Genomic DNA, 15,787 nt, shown 5'->3' with positions numbered 1-15,787 from the left:
TCGTAGACCTGCACCGCCATTCTAAACCCTGGCATCTATCAGAGTATGAACTACAACTCCCTTATTTTCTGGGTGATGTTCGGGGTTATCTACCTGATTTATTGGAAAGTAAATCACAGAAAACAAAACCTGCTCCTGCTCGTTGCCAGCTATATCTTTTATGGTTTCTGGGACTATCGCTTCTTGTTTCTCGTCCTTCTCTCCACCATTATTGATTTCATCGGTGGGCTTGGCGTGGCTGGTAGGGAGATCCCCTCGCGCCAACGCTATCGCTTGGGGGGCTTATTGGTGGGCACTGCTCTTGTTCTGTGCACCCCCCTTTCTAGAGGGAGGCTCCCCCATCAGCTCTCCGATATTGCCATCCCCCTTGGAACTCTCGTGGCAGTGCTTGCCTATGGCGGGCTACTACCCTACCTTTACGCTCTTCCAGAGGCAAAGAGACGCCGTGCGTTTTTGATCATCAGTATGGTTGCAAACCTGGCAATTCTTGCATTTTTTAAGTATTTCAACTTTTTCCTTTCGAGCTTACAGACCGCACTGCATCTTTTTGGAATAACAGATATCCCTTTACCCCTACTTAACATCATACTACCTGCAGGAATTAGTTTTTACACATTCCAAGCGATGAGCTATACGATTGACATATGGAGAAAAGAGATAGAGCCTACTTCTAATTTTCAAGATTTCGCTCTCTTTGTTTGCTTTTTTCCTCACCTTGTAGCGGGTCCAATTATGCGTGGCCATACGCTTCTCCCTCAAGTCATCCAAGAGCGTACAAGACGTCAAGGCGACACGGAAGAAGGCCTAATCTTAGTTTTATTAGGCATGTTTAAAAAACTAGTTATCGCTGATAATATGGCCCCTATCGCAAATGCAGTCTTCTATCGTTTTACGGAAGGAACCGCCGCGGGGCTCTCCGGTAGCGAGGTCCTGCTCGGGGTCTATGCCTTTGCCTTCCAGATCTACGGCGATTTTTCAGGCTACTCTAGCATTGCTCGTGGCATCTCCCGCTGGTTAGGTTTCGAGCTCGCCATTAACTTCCGCAATCCCTACCTTGCCGTTAGCCCTAGCGATTTCTGGCAACGCTGGCATATTAGCCTCTCCTCGTGGCTCCGTGACTACCTTTATATTCCCCTAGGCGGCAATCGCCAAGGTACTGCCAGAACCTATGGAAACCTGTTATGGACGATGGTCTTAGGTGGGCTCTGGCACGGTGCCAGTGGAACCTTTATCGCATGGGGCTTCTACCATGGCATGATCCTGTGTCTCTTTCGCTTCTTCAAGGTGCCAGACCCTAAAAGCTGGTTTTCGATACAGCTCCGACGAGTGCTGATGTTTCATCTTGTCTGTCTCGGCTGGCTCTTTTTTCGTGCAGATACCCTCTCTGCTGCGTTCCAAATGCTCAAGCGGATTGTAACGCCTGGAAAGATACCCCCGTTTGCACTCTCCAGCTTAATGATGATCCTCGTCCACTGCATCCCCATTCTTATTTTTGAGGCGCTCACCAAAGACGAATCACAATATGTCCGATTCTATGAAAAGACCTGGCTTAAAAAATCAGTGATCTATTCCGCATTGATCATTACTACAATCATCTTAAACGGAGGACAGTCGAGTGAGTTTATCTACTTCCAATTCTAAAAAAAACAAGATCAAGCTACTACTTGCAGTACTTTTAATCTTCTCAACAATCGAGGTCTTTACCCGCACAATTATTTTCCATGCATCAAAAGATTTTGCACGATTTGACAACTACCCAGCTCTATCTAGAGACCTCACTAATTCCGAAGGTATAAAGATAGCCCTAGTAGGCAATTCTCTCACCCAACGCGGTATCAATCTTGATATTCTCAGCCAGGATCTCAAGCAATCAGAGGGGAAAAATTTCACAGCAAAAATGTTTACTGCGGATGCTTCAAAAATTAATACTTGGCACTTCATGATCAATCACTACTTTTGGAAGCCAAAGAGAAAACCTGATTACTTTCTTGTTCATTTCTATGAGAAAAACTTACAAGATGGCAATGCTATAGAAACCGGACGACTAGCGCAGTTCTTTACAACCCCTTCTGACTGGCCTGATTTATTCCGGCTGGATATCACGAATCCGGGGGAGCAAGTTGAGTTTGGAATCTCATCGTTTTGGGCAACATTTGCAGCCCGTGAACGTCTTCGTGAGCGAATTTTAGGGATTGCCGTCCCACACTATAAGGACTTTACCTCTGAGACAAACGGAGTTAATTTCCGAATGGGCAAAAAAAATCAAGCACAAAAACACCCCCCTGTGCGCTATGAAGCTCTCCAGAGGCTTCTTCATAAAGCAAAACAAGAAGGATCCCACTTCTGTTTCATTGCTTTTCCTACTCAACCCACGACAGACCCACTGCCGTACTCTCTCGATCCTGAAGCGGAGAGGCTTATTCGGGAAGCAGGGATGGGGTTTATTGATCTGCGTCATGTTGCCGGACTGGAACTAAAGCACTATGCAGATGAAATCCACCTTACACCAGAAGGGGCGGCCATCTACAGCCATGCCCTCGCGACAGCACTCAAGCCCGTTCTGGGAAAATAATGAGCACCTGGACAGCCGTTCCCGACCTTGGTCCCGGTCCCCATGGTGCTGTCTATCCCCCCGACCGTGCGGCATGGCGGGCGTGGCTGGAGGCGCACCATGCGACCGCCAAGGGGGTGTGGCTGATCTACTACAAGAAGGGCAGCGGCATGCCCACCATCGCCTACCCGGACATGGTCAAGGAGTGTCTGTGTTTTGGCTGGATCGACAGCCGGGTGAGCAAGCTCGACGAAGCCCGCTACCTGCAGCTGATCACACCGCGCAAGCCTAAGAGTGTCTGGTCAAAAATCAACAAAGGCTATATCGAAGAGCTGGAGCGCGAAGGGCTCCTCATGCCCGCAGGCATCGCCAAGATCGACGCCGCTAAGGCCGACGGCTCGTGGACGGCGCTGGACGAAGTCGAAGCCCTCGTGATCCCCGAGGATTTAGCCGCCACACTCGCCGCAAGTCCTGCCGCACAGGCTACTTTCGCAACCTACAGCCCTTCAACGCTCAAGCTGGCCCTCACCAAGCTCGCCGCCGCCAAGCGCCCCGAGACGCGGCAGAAACGCCTCACCGAACTAATCGCGCTTGCGACTGAGGGCAAGAAGCCGGTTCCCTGACGCCCCCCTCCAACGGGGGCGCCCCAAACAACTACCCCCAGCTCTGGCGCATCTCGTCGGTGGTGTCGGGGTCGTTGTGGAGGGCGCTGGCGAACGACTCTTGTAGCGCCTCGGGCGCGGTGTCGCTGCGGTAGCTAGCTCCGGCGGCGAGCTGCGGGGGCTGGCGCAGGTAGCGAGCGAGCTCGTCTACCGTACGATCCAGTGTCGCGGCGAGCTGGGTGAGCAGGGTTTGCGGAATGGTCTCAAACGACACCAAGCGTCGGTGGAGCTTCCAGAACAGCCCGACCGGGAGCTTGAGCGCGGTAGCTAGGCTCTCCGCGGTGTGGCCCTTGGCCTCCGCGACCGACTTCAGGCTCGCAAAGGTCGTGCTGTAGGCCTGGCGCTTCTCACGGAGCACCGAGAGCGCGAGGGACTGCACACGGGTGGAGTCGGCCATCGGAGCGGGGAAGGCGCGGTCCGTGGCAAGATAGGCGAACTCCCGAGCCTGTGCCGGGTAGCGCGCTGCCCAGTCTGCCACCCGCGCATCGGGGTCGCCGGCAAACTCGACTAGAATTGTATCGCTAAGCTCTTCGTTCATTTTTCATTCCACTCCCGCAGTTTTTGCTCCGCCCGACGCAGGTAGTTTCGTACCGTCCGCCCCGTCACGCCCAAGATCTTGGCCACGCTCTGGCGATTCGGATCGTCGCTCTCCTCCGGTAGCCCCTCGATGTACTTTAAGTAGACTGCCAAGCGCTCGTGCTCTGCGAGAACGGTCAGCGCCTCACCGTACTCCGCGAGCGCTTCCGGCCCTGGGCCGCCCTCGGGGAGGCGCAGGAGGGTGGACTCCCCTCCCTCGTTCTCCGTGGGCTCGCTTCCCTCACTGAGCTGTGCGTCTAGGCTCGCCTGCCGCTTCTCCACCAGGTTCCAGAGCCGTCGGTCCAGACAGACCCAGAAGCGCACCTCCCAGAACTCCGCACTCGCCTCACGGGAGAAGAGCGCATCAAAGAGAAGCGCAAACAAGTCCCGCGTTACGTCGTCGGCATCTTCCTCTGGGAGCCGCCACTTGGCTAGCTGCCGGGCGATATGCCCACTCACCCGCTCCGTGAGGAGCTCCGCAATCCCCCACGCCGTCTCGTCGTCGCCCCGGGCCGCGCACTCACGGAGCGCATAGACCAGGGTCTCTTCCCGAAGCCGGGCAGGGTCTCCTGCCGGGTGCCTTGCCAAGAGCACGTCACGCCGCGCCCGCTGGCCTAGCCCACAGAGCCGGTGAATCTCCTCCTCGGCACGCCGCTCTCTCTGGTAGAGGCTACCATCGTCTTTCCGCGTCCGAGTAAGAGCGCGGTAGACCCAGCGATCTGCTTTTTGTACATCAATCATGGAGCATACTGTCGGGCACTTTCTCAACCCGGAAAAAGTATTTTTACGGGTTTTATTTCGGTAGAATGGAAATTGCCTGCTGCATTATAGCCTGTGAAGCGGACTCTGCCGATAATCCCGAGAGAAGACGATTTGAAGGATTCTTGCATAGGCTGTATCAGAGAGGGCAGAGACTGCATTCTTTTACGATGCAAGAGGCAATCATGAGGAGACGGGTTTTGAGCATGACACGAAGAGAGCTGCTCTCCCTGCTGGGAGTTGGCACGATGACACTGGCCCTGGCAGGCTGTGGTGGCGGGGGCACGATCATTCCCCCAACGGTCGAGCCTATCGACGGAGGGCGCGTGGTTGCCCAGCCCGGCTGGACTGTCCAGAAAAGTGTCGGGGTGCAGCCACGCAAGAAGTGGACAGTGCTGGTCTACATCAATGGAGCCAACGATCTGGAGACCTACGGGGTCCTGAACATGAACCAGATGGAGAAAGTCGGCTCCACGGCGGATATCAACATTATCACCCAGTTCAAGCGGATCGGGGGGCGCTACGATAGCACCAACGGCGACTGGAGCGACACACGCCGCTTCTATGTCCGGCGCGATGGCGACGATGCAACCATCAACTCCTACCTCCTCTCCCAGAGAACAGGGGTCGATATGGGCAACCCGACCACCCTGCAGGAGTTTATCAGCTGGGGAGTCGAGACCTTCCCCGCCGAGCACTACAACCTCGTGATCTGGAACCACGGCGCGGGCTGGCGCTCGGTCAAGGTCTCCAAGACTACCCGTGGGGTCTCCTACGACGATACCACGAGCAACCATATCGACACGATCGCGCTACCCAGCGCGATCGCCCACCCCGAGGGCAAGAAATGGGACCTGCTGACGGTCGACTGCTCCCTGATGCAGATGATCGAGGTGCTCTACGAGTGGCGCAATACCGCGGACTACATTGTCGGCTCCGAGGAGTCCCCGCCCGGTGAGGGCTATATCTACGATGTCACGCTCGGAAAGCTGGCGACCAATCCCTCTATGGACGGCAAGGCGCTTGGCATTGCCTACGCCGACGATGCCGGGACGCGCTTTGCCAATCAATACGGTATCACGCAGTCCGTTATCGACACCACCAAGGTAGCCCCGATTGTCTCCGCGCTCAATAGCCTCGGAGCCACCCTGATGTCGCTCAAGACAAGCTTTGCGACCGAGATTGGCCTAGCGCGCGATGAGGCACAGTCCTACGAGTACCCCGAGAACAAGGACCTCCTGCACTTCCTCGACCGCCTTGAGGTCCGGGTCAACGATGCGGAGCTGAAACAGAAAACGGCTGCTGTCCGCGCTGCTGCCAAGGCCGCGATTGTTCACAATGTCACGACCAAGCAGTTCACCCCCAGCTCGCAGGGAATTGCGGCGTTTATCCCCACGCCCAACCGCTACCGGATCATCGATATCGAGCAGGCCAATGGCTTTGGGCAGCGCTACAGCCTGCTCAAGCTCGCCCAGGATGCGGGCAGCTGGCAGAGCTTCCTAGCCGCCGGGCCGCCGTAGCCAGCACTCCCACAAAGGAAATCCTCCGGTGCGTACCGAATGGTGCGTCAGGAGGATTTTTTTATGCCATTTCGTCTGGCACTGGTGGGGTGTGGCGGGCAAGCCGGGGGCGATGTCCCCAATATCGCCTCACACAAGGATGTGAAGATTGTCGCGGTGTGCGACCCGGATAAGGGGGCCCAGGCGCGTTTTGGGGACCGCTACAGTGTCCCCGAGTCGGCGCGGTTTGCGGATTATACCAAGCTCCTCGACACGGTGGACTGCGATGCGGTCTTCTGCGCTACCCCGGACCACATGCACGCCCCCGTGGGCCTGAAGGCACTCTCGCTGGGCCGCCATGCCTATGTCCAGAAACCCCTCACCCGGGGAGTGGGTGAGGCGCGCGCGATGCGCCTGGCCGCCGAGAAGCACCCGAAATCCGCCACGCAGATGGGTATCCAGATCCACGGCGAGGGCAGCTACCGCACCGCGATCTCCTGGCTCAATGCGGGGGTCCTGGGCAAGATCCAGGAGATCCACTCGTTCTGTGGCAAGGGCTGGGGCGGGGCACGCCCGCCGCGCATGGCGGAGTTTCCTCCGGCGAATCTTGACTGGAGCCTCTACTGTGGGGTCAGCCGCAAGGTGCCCTACCTCCCCGATGAGTTCCATCCGGGCAACTGGCGGCGCTGGCAGAACTTTGGAACGGGAACCCTGGGGGACATGGCCTGCCATATCCTCGACCCGGTGCTCTCGGGGACGCGCCTGAGCACGCCGCTCTCGGTGGTGAGCCACCTCGATGCGCCGCCCAACGTGCTCAACTTCCCCTACAACGCCCACATCACCTGGCAACTTGCCGGGACACGCAACACGGCCAAGACAGTCGCGCTGCACTGGTACCACGGCGACACGCGCCCCGCCAAGAACCTCCTCCCCGAGCTGTTTGAGGAGCTCAACACGGGCTCGGTGGTGATCGGGGAGTACGGCAAGATGGTGGTCCCGCACTGGGCGACACCCTCGGTCTGGGACAATAGCGGCAAGCGGGTTGAGAAGCTCCCGCCCAAGGTGGAGTCCGTGAGCCACTACCACGAGTGGGTCGATGTCGCGCTAGGCCGCATCCCCGGCCACGGCCCGACACCGGGCAAGTGTAGCACCCACTTTGGCTACTCTGGCCCCCTCACCGAGATCGTCCTGATGGGCAATATCGCGTCGTGGCAGCCGAAAAAAGTGCTGAGCTTCAACGCCGACGCCTGCCAGTTCTACGGCGACGGTGCAGGAGACGCCAACTTCCGCCTCCTCCCGCTCTACGGCCGCGACTGGAACCCGCTCGCCGCGTAGTAGCAGTCCCCCAAGTGGGCCCCGCACCCGTCCTCACGGACGGGTGCGGGGCCTTCACTTTATCTGGATATTCGTACCTGCTGGGCGGGGAGAGGCATAGGGAATTTGTTGTATACCTTCACTTGCTGCAGGAATAGCTCCTTATGCGTTTGCCGTAGCTTTTGGATGAGCACTTCTTTACTTTGTCGCTCCAGGCGCGTTTGAGCAAGCTCGGCCTCAAGCTGCATCTCGCGTTGTTTTAGCGCCTCCACACTCTCTAGTTCGGCCTGAGTGGGCAGTGGCTCCGCAGGGACGGCGGGCTCTGCGGACTCTGCCTTCACGGCCTCCGTCGCGGCCATAGGGGCAGTAGGCGCTTGGGCAACCGCAACATCACGGGCTACAACCGCCTCGACTAGAGTGGTTTGTGAGCGGGTGTGAAAGCGCAGGGGCAGGAGGGCTCCGAGGGCGATCACTCCCAGAACCAGCGGGATCACCGCGTGGCGCATCGTGTAGCCACCGCGGCCAAAGAGAATATGGCGCAGGCGCTTCTCCAGCGGCGCGGGATCGGCCATGGCGGGGACACTGTAGGGTTGGTAGAGATTTTTCATAGGGTTACACCTTAGAGGGACTGCAAGGTTGGTAGAGTGATTTCATCGGATTTCGACAGAGCCATTTTTCGCAATTGTGGCAGTGACAAACAGCTCACTATTATCCGGCAGAACGATCTGTGTCTCTTTACCCAAAGGAATTATCTTTGAGACTGCTTTTAGCTGGTTATATTCTACAATAAGAGATATGTTTTTCTTATCATGAGAGACTTTGCTAACAGTAACACTAAGGCTATCAGGAGATATAGTAATCGTCCCTTTAGTTCCCTCAGCAGTTGGTATTCGTACATCAGAGACAGTCTTTCCTTGTTGAACCCGTCGTATTTTTAATTCTACATTTATATATTCGACATCAAGGCGTTTAATAAGTATTTTAAGTGCATTCAATGCCTCGGGGGTTCCTTGGGCTTGAAGCATATTCTTGGAGTCATCAGGTTCCAACTTCGTGATCCCTTTTGGAATCTGTCTTTCAAGCTTTTTGATGAGCTCAGTACCGGAGAGATAGCGTAACTCAAAGGTAACCAGGTTTGCTTTTTCCTGACTCATGATAATTGCAGTGGAAGGAATCATTTTTTCTCCTGACTTGGTGGGGAATTTCTTTTTGTCGTGATGCTTTGCCGGTGAAGGTGCAGCAATCACAGGTTCAGTGTAGGGACGTAGGGAAAGCAACAACGCTAATGTGGTGGCTCCCAAGGTAAGGGAAAGGATTGTTCGATACTGCTGGTTGTTCTGAGGCACCAATAAGATAGTGCGCAGACGAACTTCCAGACCGTTTTCGCGGACGGCTCCAGGGACACTGTAAAGAGTTTTCACTTGGCGACCTCCAGCTTGAGAGTTTTTGCGGCTTCTAAGAGATGCTCGGCGTAGGTGGCGGGGCTGACTCCCGCGGCGACCACGGCTTCGTCGCAGGCGGCTTCAGCGGCGGCGCGGAAGCGGGTGAGGGCGAGCCAGGCCAGCGGGTGGAACCACCAGGCGGCTTGCAGGCCCAGCGCGAGGGGGAGCGTGATGTGGTCCCGGCGGCGCAGGTGGGCGGCTTCGTGGAGCAGGATCACGTGGCGGCGCTCGTCGTCCCACTGCGTGGCGCTCTCGGGGAGGAGCACCCCGGTGCGGCCGCCAGCCGCTAGCGGCGTCGGGACGGCGGGGCTCAGGTGAACCGGAAAGGCGCAGGGAAAGAGCGTGGTGCTAGCACGAGTGGCGCGGCGGGCCAGGGAGAAGAGAGCCGCACGGTCGAGCAGCAAGCGTAGCAAGAGGCCACCCACACCGAGGGCGTAGCAGAGGAGGAGGGTACGTTGCCAGTCAATTCCTTCCCCCCTAACCCCCGCCCGCCCCCTAGCCCCCGCAAGCGGGGGAATCCAAGCAGATCCTTCCGATTTGTCCCCCCGCTCTGCGGGGGTTAGGGGGGAAGTGGGCAACGCGGGACTTGGGGTACTCACAGGCACGGCGAGGAGTGGGGGTAGAAAGAGCGTGAGGGGCATGAGCGCTAGGGCGGCGAGCGCGGCGCACCAGACCCCGTGGCGGAGCTTGCCTGAGGCGCGGCGCAGGGCAACGGCCTCCAACAAGAGCGCTAGTGCCAGCAAGACCGTGGCCTTGAGAACCAGCTCCAGCGCGGGGCTCATGGCGCTTTCTCGCTCTCTTTCGCCTCAGCAATCAGGGCGGAGAGCCGCGTGAGCTCGTCGTCGCTGAGGTGGCGCTCGCGGGACTGGAGCAGGGTCATCACCGTGCGCTCGATCGAGCCGCCAAAGAACGTGGTGACCACCCGCTCGAGCGCGGTCTTGGCGACCGCATGGGCCGGCGCGACCGGCAGGTAGACATAGCGACCGTCTTCCTCGGTGTGCGTGAGGTGTCCTTTTCTCTCTAAAACCCCGAGCAGGGCGCGGACCGTGTTGTAGCCGGGGGGATCGGGGAGCGCCTCCAGCACCTCCGCGACACTGGCCTGCCCACGCTCCCAGATAATGTCCATGAACTGCCGCTCGCGGCGACTGAGCTTCTCGGTAGACTGCATGCGGAAATTTTCGCATACAAAAGCGACGCTGTCAAGGCTTGGGTGCTACTTTTTTCGCAGGGTACTTTTTAGACGACCCGCTTGCCGCCGCACCAGTCCGCAAAGATCAGCTCAGGGCTGGTCAGGAGGCGCCGGAGCTTCTGGGAATTGTCCATATTTCCAATACAGACCACGTGCTCTTCCTTGCCCTTGACCATGCGGTTGAAGCAGGTCACAAACTGCCGGTTGTCTGGCGAGGTACAAAAGCCGCTGTAGCCGTACTCGCCCCAGGGCTCGGCCTTTCCGGTGGCGACCTCGACTTTTACCGCGGTGTGCCACTTGCCCTCACGGTTGCCGCCCGCCAGCTGCACCGCCAGCACAAATGCGTCGGTGCCGGGTAGGCTGACCAGGCGCAGAGCGCCGCCGCTTATCCCCGTCTCGTCCCAGAACTTCTCGGCAGCGGGGCTGAGCTGGATCTTCTGAAGCGGGCCACCGGGGGTGCGAAAGCCCGTGACATAGTCGCCGCTCAGGACAACCTCCAGCTTGGGCAGAGGGCTCCCCAGCTCCGGGGCGGGAATGGCGGTGCGCTTGGAGCCATCGGGGGCGCAGCGTCGCCAGGCAAGGACGGTCTCGCCCGTGGTCTCGCTGGTCTTTCCCGTCTCGACCCCGTAGACAATGCTGCTCCCATCGCTGCTCCAGCGCGGCTGGGCGCAGGGCTGGCGCTCGCGGGTGAGGCGCACGCGCCCGGAGCCATCGGGGTTCATCCGCCAGAGCTGAGCGATCTTCTCTCCATTGAGCGCCCCTGCCACTACCAGGAGCCGGTCTTTCGGTAGGACCTTAGGCAACATAGGGGGCCACCAGTGCTCTCTGCTGCTCCAGGCTCTCCCAGGTCTTGCCGGGCTCACCGTGCACCAGCGTGTAGGGGCCAGAGAACTCCGCCGAGCGCGTGATCTCTAAACAGCGCAAGAAGTCGTCGTCGTTGTCCCACTTGGCGTGGCAGCCCTCGGCGTACTCCGCGATCTGGGCTAGGTTGGTGTACTTCTCGGGGCCGCTCCAGTTGCCAAAGTCGAAGTTCAGCCCCACCGCGCCGCCCGTCTCTTCCAGCAGAGCCTGGACCGCCGCAGGGGTGGAGAGGGTTGGGAACCAGTTCTCGGTGAGGACATGGAGCCCACGGACATAGGCCTCCATCGTCAGAATCCGAAACTGCGCGATCGAGCGCGCCAGCGACTCATCGGTGAGGGGCTGCTTTCCCCCGATCACGCGGACGCACTGTGCGCCCAGCCGCGATGCCCGCTCGATCCAGCCGATAATCCAGTCCCGGTCGCGGTCCCCAAACTCCGGGTGGTTGAGGTCGCCATCGTCGATCAGCAGGCTCCAGAGCTGCACGCCCGCGTCTTCCCGCGCCGCGGCCCACTCCTCCAAGTAGCAGTCGCTGGCATCCGGGATATGGAAGTGGCAGAGCTCCATGGTCGTGATCCCACGCCGTGCCAGCTCCCGCGGGACATGCAGCAGGTCCAGCGAGCCGCTCTCACGCGGGGTCATCAGGCGGCCCTCAGGGTCGCCGGGCCGGCCGGGGGCGACCGTGCCAAGGAGCTCATGAAGCGCCCAGGTAGAAACCGAGACGCGAAGGGGTGTTTGAATCATGTCCTCATTATAGCGTTTTCCCAGAAGAACCATACCGGAATCACCAGAGCCCGAGGAACGAGTTGACCCGAGGACTCGTTGTCCGGGATTCTCGTTGTCCAGGCAAATCTGTCCGGGACTATTCGCCGGCCACTTTATAACCTCACCCGTCTTTATACTGGTTTTTACCCGACTCGTTCATCGTGGCTATTTTCATGCCGTATAGTAAAAACAGAACATTAAAAACAAAAAGGGCGTGTAAATTTAGCGATTTATGCATCCCAAGTGTGTCCATTGTGCGTTTTCTTGAGAGAAATAAGGAATAACGAATGTCTATCCGAGTATCACCCCTCTGGGGGCGAGTCGCCCTGCTGGCATCCTTAGGAGTCGCCCCGGTCGTCCTCGCGCCCGCAGCACATGCGACGAGCTTTTTTACCGACCTGACCAGTGGCCTGCCCGATAGCAACGCCTGGGCCGCCGATGGAGGCGTGACGGTCGGGTTCGGGGAGAATGGTCCACAGACACAGGCGACCTACTGGGACGCCAGTGGCACCGCGACCAACCTCCACCCCGCCGCGCTTCTGGGAGACAACTCGGCCTCGTATGCTCTGGGAGTCGCCGGAAATCGTATTGTGGGCTGGGGCTACGGCGACAACCTGGGCGGCGATCCCCACGCGCTGGTCTGGGACAATGGCGCGGTCACCGACATTCACTCCAACACGATCTTTGGCACCGGCTACTCCGCCGCGACCGCGATCAATACCACCGGCGATAAGATTGTCGGCTATGGCGCGGGGGTTGCCCTGGACCTGATCGGCAATGGCTACAGCGGGGGCCGATTCGCCTCCGTGGCGATGCGCTGGGACAATGGCTTCCAGTTCGTGCTCCCCGTGCGCACCCTCAGCGATGCGGGCAGCGTGATTAGCTCCGCCGCGGCCTTTGGGATCAGTGGCAATATCGCCGTGGGCAATGGCTTCTTCGACACCACCAGCCAGACCAGCGCGATCCTCTGGGATGGCATCACCAGCTACCGGCTCAGCAACAGCGAGTCCAAGGCGCTGGCGGTGATCGACGGCGACCTAGGGCTGACGGCCGCCCGCACCGTGGGATACTCCGACGGCCAGGCGACCCTCTGGACCGGCGTTACCGGGAGCGTCAACCTACACCCCGGCAGCTACCTGGGCAGCAATAGCACGTCGGAGGCACGCGCCATCGCGGGGAACTTGATTGTCGGGGATGGTGCCGGCGACGGCACCAATGGCCTGAAGCGCGCGCTGGTCTGGAAAGACGGCCAGTTCTACGACCTGCACACCCAGCTCGGCTTCGGGGCGGATGTCAGCTCGGAGGCGACCGCGGTCGATAGCCAGGGCTACATCTCGGGCAACTATATCGTCAATGGGGTCAAGAAGGGCTTCCGGGTCAAGTTCGAGACGGGCACGTCCACGCCGCCTACCCCGGCTCCCCCAGCCCCCACTCCTGCTCCAACACCGGTGCCCACGCCCATCCCCACACCGATCCCGACACCGGAGCCCACGCCCCTTCCGACCCCGGCCCCCACGCCGGAGCCGATTCCCACCCCGGCCCCGACACCCGAGCCGACGCCGGAGCCGATCCCAACGCCCGCTCCGACGCCGGAACCGACTCCGGAGCCCGTTCCGACACCAGCACCAACCCCGGAACCGACTCCCGAGCCCGTGCCCAACCCGGTACCCACTCCCGAGCCCACCCCGGAGCCCCTTCCCAACCCGGTGCCTAACCCGAACCCGACTCCGGACCCGGGGACGGTCTCGCCCAGCTCGGTCCCCGAGCCGGGCACGATCGCGCTCCTGATCCTAGGAGGCGGCGCACTCGCACAGCGGCTGCGACGGCGCAAGTAAGCAAAAGCCCCCGGGAGGCGCAGGCCTCCCGGGGGCTTTAGTTTTTTAGAGCTTCGCCGCCGAGCCGAGGAGAAAGGCATCGTCGATGGTCAGGCCGATCTCCTGGCGCAGGTTGATCAGCCGGCTCCGGTCCACATAGACTTGGTCGAGCTCCAGGTCCGCCCCGATGTAGCTCCCCGGCGCGATCAGGGCATCTTGTAGGCGTGTCCCCCGCTCCACGATGCACCCCGCTCCCAGACAGACATTGGGGCCAAGCTGCACCCCCGCTCCCACCCGGCACTGCGGCCCAATCCAAGCCGGCCCTACAAGCCGCGCTCGGGGGTGGACACGGGCACTGCGCGCCACATGCACCTCGTTCTGGATACGGCGGGCGAGCTCGGCCTGCTGGGTCACGATAAACTCCCCCAGCGAGCGCATGGGATGGCGGTCCATAAAATCCAGCGTGAGCTGAGGGCGCAGTACCTCCGGGAGCTGGGCCAGCGTGACCTCCTCCGGGATGCGACGCAAGAGCTCCGCCGATGCCACACAGACCCCCGCCCACTCGTCCCAAGGCGTGGTCCAGATCGTCGCGGTCGGCCAGCAGATCTCGGGGAAGGGCACGACCTCGGCGAGGGCTACCAAGACGGGCTCCTGGGTCTCGGGGAGGGTGTGGAAAGCCGTGAGCGGGCGGTCGGAGCGGAGCGGGTGAATGGTCAGGGTACAGCCCCAGCGAGCGCCATTTCCCAGCAACGAGCGCAGCCGCTCCAGCCCCGCCACCGCATAGAGCTGGATCTCGGTCACCCCCTGCTCCACCAGCGCCTCCACCTGAAGCTCGATCAGGGGTCGGTCGATCATGGGCAGGAGCACCAAGGGCAGCTTCCCCGGCATCAGGCTCTCTGGCACCACCTCCGTCACAAAAACTACCGCTTTCATACCCGTCTCTCCTCCGTCCAACCTTGGCCCATTGCCACACTCTCTCCCCCGCGGTGGGTGATGCGCCACCAAAGAACACGCATCAAGAACAGCCCATTGCCCACGACATAGCGCTTCCAGAGCCGGGCGGGCTCCAGATAGAGCCGGAAGGCCCACTCCATCCCCATCTCCCGGAGCCAGAGCGGGGCGCGCTGCTTCTCCCCTGAGAAGAAGTCAAAGAGCCCCCCCACCCCAATGGCGACCTTCACGCTCCCCAGCTCGTGCTTGTGGGCCGCGATCCATTGGTCTTGGCGCGGGGCACCAAATGCGACAAGCAAGAGGCTCGCGCCCGAGCTTGCGATCTTCTCCAGCACCGCAGGCTCTTCGTCGGCGGAGAAGTAGCCGTGCTGGACTCCTGAGATCAGCATCCCAGGGTGGTTCTCTCGCACCCAGTTTGCCACGGCCTCGGCCACTCCCGGCTTGGCTCCCAAGAGAAAGAGCCCCTTGCCCGTGTTCTCCAGCTCGGCGCAGAGCCGGGGGAACAGGTCGGTGCCATTGACATTTTGCTTGATGGGCCGCTTGAGGACATTGCCCGCCAGCTTCATCCCAATCCCATCGGCTAGCACCATGTCCGCGTCCTCTTGTAGCGTCTTGCGGTAGTCGTCGTTCTTAAAGGAGATATTGGCGCAGTCCGCGTTCACAAAGGCCACTTGCTGGGTCCGGTACGAGTCGGTCAGGTCTACCAGCACCTCCACGGCCTCGGTCATGGCCAGGTTATCGACAGGGATATCGAGCAGGCTGACCTTCTCCGGCACCTCCTCGACCGCCTCGCCGTAGAACGCCGCAGGGATCGCCCGCAGCGCAATCGCCACGTCTCCCGCCAGGGTGGGGTTCTCCGCGTACTCCGCATCCGCCAGCGACTCGCCGTCGTAGCCGATATTGGCACGCTGGCGAATCCACCACGTGCAGAGCAGGCCGGGGCGGACATCGTAGCGGCGGCGTACCGTGCGCTGGTTAGGGGTCAGCTCCCCCGGTATCGTGGCGCGTGGCCCCACAAACGACATCTGGCCGGCCAGGATATTCAGCAGGCAGGGCAGGCGGGAGAAGACTCGGGCACGCTTGGGATCAAACGAGTACTCCGAGAAGGTCTCCGCCCAGCGCCCCACCCGCGTGGTGCGCTGAACGGGGCCACAGAACAGACGAAGCAGAGCAAAGAGCGGGAGGGAGGGCACCAGAAGCGCTGCGGCGAGCGCCAGGTCGGTTGCGCGTTTTGCCTCCAGCCACTGCGATGGTGCCAGCACCCGGGCCATGACGCGACGGCGGTGCTGGAAGCGCTGCTGTAGGATTCCCTGGGGGGAGAACTTTCCGCACAGCTGCTCTAGTGAGATCTCATCTTTCGTTTCCAGCATAATCTCTATTTTTTACGGTTGGCGTTAAAGCCCCGTT

At 60.2% G+C, this 15,787-nt stretch carries 16 protein-coding genes; 6 read left to right on the top strand and 10 right to left on the bottom strand.

Annotated features, from left to right (window positions below; all coding sequences use genetic code 11):
* Positions 1-45 precede the first annotated feature (45 nt).
* From HNQ39_RS08845 to HNQ39_RS08835, 3 genes are read left to right on the top strand one after another with little or no spacing between them, the layout of a single operon-like run.
* Positions 46-1,641, top strand: a complete 1,596-nt coding sequence (locus HNQ39_RS08845; protein WP_221289930.1) for an MBOAT family O-acyltransferase — start codon at positions 46-48, stop codon at positions 1,639-1,641.
* Positions 1,616-2,572: a hypothetical protein gene (locus HNQ39_RS08840; protein ID WP_184194113.1), complete on the top strand. Its 957-nt coding sequence runs from the start codon at positions 1,616-1,618 to the stop codon at positions 2,570-2,572. Before HNQ39_RS08845 ends, HNQ39_RS08840 begins: the two co-directional genes overlap by 26 nt.
* On the top strand, positions 2,572-3,174 hold the full coding sequence (locus HNQ39_RS08835) for a YdeI/OmpD-associated family protein (protein ID WP_184194110.1): 603 nt from the start codon (positions 2,572-2,574) through the stop codon (positions 3,172-3,174). The genes HNQ39_RS08840 and HNQ39_RS08835 overlap by 1 nt, the downstream gene beginning before the upstream one ends.
* A 31-nt stretch (positions 3,175-3,205) precedes the next feature.
* On the opposite strand, the gene HNQ39_RS08830 is transcribed toward HNQ39_RS08835, so the two are convergent.
* Positions 3,206-3,751, bottom strand: coding sequence for a hypothetical protein (locus HNQ39_RS08830; protein ID WP_184194107.1), 546 nt, complete (start codon positions 3,749-3,751; stop codon positions 3,206-3,208).
* On the bottom strand, positions 3,748-4,530 hold the full coding sequence (locus HNQ39_RS08825) for an RNA polymerase sigma factor (RefSeq protein ID WP_184194104.1): 783 nt from the start codon (positions 4,528-4,530) through the stop codon (positions 3,748-3,750). The genes HNQ39_RS08830 and HNQ39_RS08825 overlap by 4 nt, the downstream gene beginning before the upstream one ends.
* A 224-nt stretch (positions 4,531-4,754) precedes the next feature.
* Here HNQ39_RS08825 and HNQ39_RS08820 point away from each other — a divergent pair, with 224 nt between their 5' ends.
* A complete protein-coding gene (locus HNQ39_RS08820; RefSeq protein ID WP_184194101.1) occupies positions 4,755-6,068 on the top strand; it encodes a clostripain-related cysteine peptidase in 1,314 nt (437 codons plus the stop codon).
* 63 nt (positions 6,069-6,131) lie between these two features.
* A complete protein-coding gene (locus tag HNQ39_RS08815) occupies positions 6,132-7,382 on the top strand; it encodes a Gfo/Idh/MocA family protein (protein WP_184194099.1) in 1,251 nt (416 codons plus the stop codon).
* Between the two features lie 59 nt (positions 7,383-7,441).
* Here HNQ39_RS08815 and HNQ39_RS08810 read toward each other — a convergent pair whose 3' ends face one another.
* The 6 genes from HNQ39_RS08810 to HNQ39_RS08785 all read right to left on the bottom strand — a co-directional run bounded on the left by HNQ39_RS08810 (position 7,442) and on the right by HNQ39_RS08785 (position 11,594).
* Positions 7,442-7,969, bottom strand: coding sequence for a hypothetical protein (locus tag HNQ39_RS08810; protein WP_184194097.1), 528 nt, complete (start codon positions 7,967-7,969; stop codon positions 7,442-7,444).
* A 42-nt stretch (positions 7,970-8,011) separates the two neighbouring features.
* Positions 8,012-8,782, bottom strand: a complete 771-nt coding sequence (locus tag HNQ39_RS08805) for a hypothetical protein (RefSeq protein ID WP_184194095.1) — start codon at positions 8,780-8,782, stop codon at positions 8,012-8,014.
* Complete coding sequence (locus HNQ39_RS08800; RefSeq protein WP_184194093.1) at positions 8,779-9,585, bottom strand: M56 family metallopeptidase; 807 nt, start codon at positions 9,583-9,585, stop codon at positions 8,779-8,781. The genes HNQ39_RS08805 and HNQ39_RS08800 overlap by 4 nt, the downstream gene beginning before the upstream one ends.
* Positions 9,582-9,971, bottom strand: a complete 390-nt coding sequence (locus HNQ39_RS08795) for a BlaI/MecI/CopY family transcriptional regulator (protein ID WP_184194091.1) — start codon at positions 9,969-9,971, stop codon at positions 9,582-9,584. Before HNQ39_RS08795 ends, HNQ39_RS08800 begins: the two co-directional genes overlap by 4 nt.
* 68 nt (positions 9,972-10,039) lie before the next feature.
* The gene (locus HNQ39_RS08790) at positions 10,040-10,798 is read right to left on the bottom strand and encodes a TolB family protein (protein ID WP_184194088.1); all 759 of its coding nucleotides are present in this window, start codon (positions 10,796-10,798) and stop codon (positions 10,040-10,042) included.
* On the bottom strand, positions 10,788-11,594 hold the full coding sequence (locus tag HNQ39_RS08785; protein WP_184194085.1) for a sugar phosphate isomerase/epimerase family protein: 807 nt from the start codon (positions 11,592-11,594) through the stop codon (positions 10,788-10,790). Before HNQ39_RS08785 ends, HNQ39_RS08790 begins: the two co-directional genes overlap by 11 nt.
* 308 nt (positions 11,595-11,902) lie before the next feature.
* On the opposite strand from HNQ39_RS08785, the gene HNQ39_RS08780 reads away from it, so the two are divergent.
* The gene (locus tag HNQ39_RS08780) at positions 11,903-13,450 is read left to right on the top strand and encodes a PEP-CTERM sorting domain-containing protein (protein WP_184194082.1); all 1,548 of its coding nucleotides are present in this window, start codon (positions 11,903-11,905) and stop codon (positions 13,448-13,450) included.
* 45 nt (positions 13,451-13,495) lie between these two features.
* Here HNQ39_RS08780 and HNQ39_RS08775 read toward each other — a convergent pair whose 3' ends face one another.
* A complete protein-coding gene (locus HNQ39_RS08775; protein WP_184194079.1) occupies positions 13,496-14,362 on the bottom strand; it encodes a glycosyltransferase in 867 nt (288 codons plus the stop codon).
* Positions 14,359-15,750, bottom strand: coding sequence for a WecB/TagA/CpsF family glycosyltransferase (locus HNQ39_RS08770; protein ID WP_184194076.1), 1,392 nt, complete (start codon positions 15,748-15,750; stop codon positions 14,359-14,361). The genes HNQ39_RS08775 and HNQ39_RS08770 overlap by 4 nt, the downstream gene beginning before the upstream one ends.
* Between the last annotated feature and the right edge of the window lie 37 nt (positions 15,751-15,787).

The sequence above is a fragment of the Armatimonas rosea genome (genome assembly GCF_014202505.1).
Classification (GTDB): Bacteria; Armatimonadota; Armatimonadia; order Armatimonadales; family Armatimonadaceae; genus Armatimonas; species Armatimonas rosea.
Note: the sequence above shows the minus strand (reverse complement) of the source record. Positions and strands in the feature narration are given on the sequence as shown.

What these genes read in the sequence shown, in the direction of transcription:
- HNQ39_RS08845 (WP_221289930.1), top strand. Translation starts at nt 46, where the DNA reads ATGAACTACAACTCCCTTATTTTCTGGGTGATGTTCGGGGTTATCTAC.
- HNQ39_RS08835 (WP_184194110.1), top strand. Translation starts at nt 2,572, where the DNA reads ATGAGCACCTGGACAGCCGTTCCCGACCTTGGTCCCGGTCCCCATGGT.
- HNQ39_RS08830 (WP_184194107.1), bottom strand. Translation starts at nt 3,751, where the DNA reads ATGAACGAAGAGCTTAGCGATACAATTCTAGTCGAGTTTGCCGGCGAC.
- HNQ39_RS08825 (WP_184194104.1), bottom strand. Translation starts at nt 4,530, where the DNA reads ATGATTGATGTACAAAAAGCAGATCGCTGGGTCTACCGCGCTCTTACT.
- HNQ39_RS08820 (WP_184194101.1), top strand. Translation starts at nt 4,755, where the DNA reads ATGACACGAAGAGAGCTGCTCTCCCTGCTGGGAGTTGGCACGATGACA.
- HNQ39_RS08815 (WP_184194099.1), top strand. Translation starts at nt 6,132, where the DNA reads ATGCCATTTCGTCTGGCACTGGTGGGGTGTGGCGGGCAAGCCGGGGGC.
- HNQ39_RS08810 (WP_184194097.1), bottom strand. Translation starts at nt 7,969, where the DNA reads ATGAAAAATCTCTACCAACCCTACAGTGTCCCCGCCATGGCCGATCCC.
- HNQ39_RS08800 (WP_184194093.1), bottom strand. Translation starts at nt 9,585, where the DNA reads ATGAGCCCCGCGCTGGAGCTGGTTCTCAAGGCCACGGTCTTGCTGGCA.
- HNQ39_RS08795 (WP_184194091.1), bottom strand. Translation starts at nt 9,971, where the DNA reads ATGCAGTCTACCGAGAAGCTCAGTCGCCGCGAGCGGCAGTTCATGGAC.
- HNQ39_RS08790 (WP_184194088.1), bottom strand. Translation starts at nt 10,798, where the DNA reads ATGTTGCCTAAGGTCCTACCGAAAGACCGGCTCCTGGTAGTGGCAGGG.
- HNQ39_RS08785 (WP_184194085.1), bottom strand. Translation starts at nt 11,594, where the DNA reads ATGATTCAAACACCCCTTCGCGTCTCGGTTTCTACCTGGGCGCTTCAT.
- HNQ39_RS08780 (WP_184194082.1), top strand. Translation starts at nt 11,903, where the DNA reads ATGTCTATCCGAGTATCACCCCTCTGGGGGCGAGTCGCCCTGCTGGCA.
- HNQ39_RS08775 (WP_184194079.1), bottom strand. Translation starts at nt 14,362, where the DNA reads ATGAAAGCGGTAGTTTTTGTGACGGAGGTGGTGCCAGAGAGCCTGATG.
- HNQ39_RS08770 (WP_184194076.1), bottom strand. Translation starts at nt 15,750, where the DNA reads ATGCTGGAAACGAAAGATGAGATCTCACTAGAGCAGCTGTGCGGAAAG.